At 60.8% G+C, this 2,111-nt stretch carries 2 protein-coding genes; both read right to left on the bottom strand.

All coding sequences use genetic code 11. From position 1 onward, the window contains the following. A partial coding sequence (locus tag AC1D0P_RS25105) for an ABC transporter permease (protein ID WP_477679221.1) occupies positions 1-740 on the bottom strand: 740 nt, incomplete at its 3' end. 36 nt (positions 741-776) lie between these two features. Next, positions 777-1,883, bottom strand: a complete 1,107-nt coding sequence (locus AC1D0P_RS25110) for an ABC transporter ATP-binding protein (protein WP_477679222.1) — start codon at positions 1,881-1,883, stop codon at positions 777-779. Positions 1,884-2,111: the final 228 nt, after the last annotated feature.

Genomic DNA, 2,111 nt, shown 5'->3' on the forward strand with positions numbered 1-2,111 from the left:
GGAATGAACACCAGCATGGAGCCGGCCACGATGCCGGATTTACTGAGCGGCACAGTGATCAGCCAGAAAGCCTTCCAGGCGCTGGCGCCCAGGTCGTGCGCGGCCTCCAGCAGGCGAAAATCCATCTTCACCAGGTTGGCGTAGAGCGGCAGGATCATGAAGGGGCAGTACACGTAAGTCATGCCCACCAACATGGAGACGTCGGTGTAGAGCATCACCATGGGCTCCTGGATGATGCCCAACGACAGCAGCAGGTTGTTGAGCACGCCCTGGTCGGCGAGGATGCCCTTCCAGGCGTAGACGCGCAGCAGGAAAGAGGTCCAGAACGGCAGCATCACCAGCATCAGCAGAGCCGGGCGGATCGCGGGCCGCGAGCGGGCAATGAAGTACGCGAAGGGGTAACCGATGACCAGGCAGGACAGCGTGGTGAGCAAGGCGTACTTCAGCGAGGTCTTGTACGCCTCCATGTAAATCGTGTTGCMGAAGCCCCCCGCGGCATCCTGCGCCTTGTCGATGAAGATGGATGCGTAGTTGTTGTAGCGCAGCRGCACGTGCCACGAGCCCTTGACCGTCTCAATCAACGGTGCGAAGGGATCCACGCCGTTGCCCATGTCCGTCACGCTGATGCGCAGCAGGATCAGGAAAGGCAGCACAAAAAACAGCAGCAGCCAGACGTAAGGCACGGCGATGACGAAGCGCCGCCCGAGGTTGAGTTGAAGCCAGGAGGGGATGTTTTTCATCGCCGGGATTGAATCATTGGGCCTGTGGGGCTGGACTTATTGCGTCAGCACCACCGGCGCGGAACCATCCCACCAAAAGAAGACCGGGTCGTCCCAGGTGATCGTGTCGCTGTCGTGGCGCGTGGTGTTGGTCTCGGTGATCTTGAGGGTGCGGCCGCCGGCCGCTTCCACGATGAAGGTGTTGTAGCTGCCGAAGTAGGCGATCTCGCGCACTTTGCCGGTAAACAGGTTGGTGCCGATACCGGCCGGCCGGGTCTTGGCGATGTGGATTTTCTCGGGCCGCACCGCGATGGCGACCGACATGCCCAGGGTGCCGCTGATGCCGTGCCCCACGCTCACGACGCCCTGGTCGGTGGTGACCTCGCACCGATCAGCCTCGTCCAGCGTGAGCTCTCCCTCYAGCATGTTGACGTTGCCGATGAAGTCGGCCACAAAGCGGCAATTCGGATGCTCGTAGATTTCCTTGGGCGTACCGACCTGCAGCACACGGCCGTGGCTCATCACCGCGATGCGGGAGGCCATGGCCATGGCTTCTTCCTGGTCGTGCGTCACCATGACGCAGGTCACGCCCACGGACTCAAGGATGTTGATGAGCTCGAACTGCGTGCGTTCACGCAGCTTTTTGTCCAGCGCGCCCAGAGGTTCGTCAAGCAGCAGCAACTGCGGCCGCTTGGCCAGGCTGCGCGCCAGGGCCACGCGCTGCTGCTGGCCACCCGAGAGCTGGTGCGGCTTGCGTTTGGCAAAAGCCTCGAGCTGGACCAGCTTGAGCATCTCCTGAACACGTGCCTCAATTTCGGCCTTTGGCATGCCTTCGCGTTTGAGGCCGAAGGCAATGTTGTCCCAGACCGTCAGGTGCGGAAAAAGCGCATACGACTGGAACATCATGTTGATSGGCCGYTCGTAGGGCGGGAAGGAGGCGATGTCCACGCCGTCCAGGATGACCGCGCCGGAGGTCGGTTTCTCAAAACCCGCCAGCATGCGCAGCAGGSTCGATTTGCCGCAGCCGGAGCTGCCTAGCAGTGCGAAGATTTCACCCTTGTGGATGGACAGCGAGACGTCGTCGACCGCTGCCACGCCATCAAAGCGCTTGACCAGCTGGTCGGTCCGCAAATAACCATCACCGGGCGATGGGGGCAGGTTCATGAACAGTGCTTCCTGTCGTCACCAAGATGAAAAAAAGCTGCGCACGCAAAGCATTGCATGCACAGCCGGGTTCGAACTCACTACCGTCAGTTCAAGACAGCAAAAACTCACTTGCCTTTTTTGAAGGCGGTGAACACATTGCTCATGGACTCGCGGGCCTCATTGCTGAAGCTGGCCGGAGACACCATTTTCTTCAGGTTGTCCGGGTCGGGGAACACAGCCTTGTCC

It is taken from the genome of Polaromonas sp. P1_G2 (genome assembly GCF_056405515.1).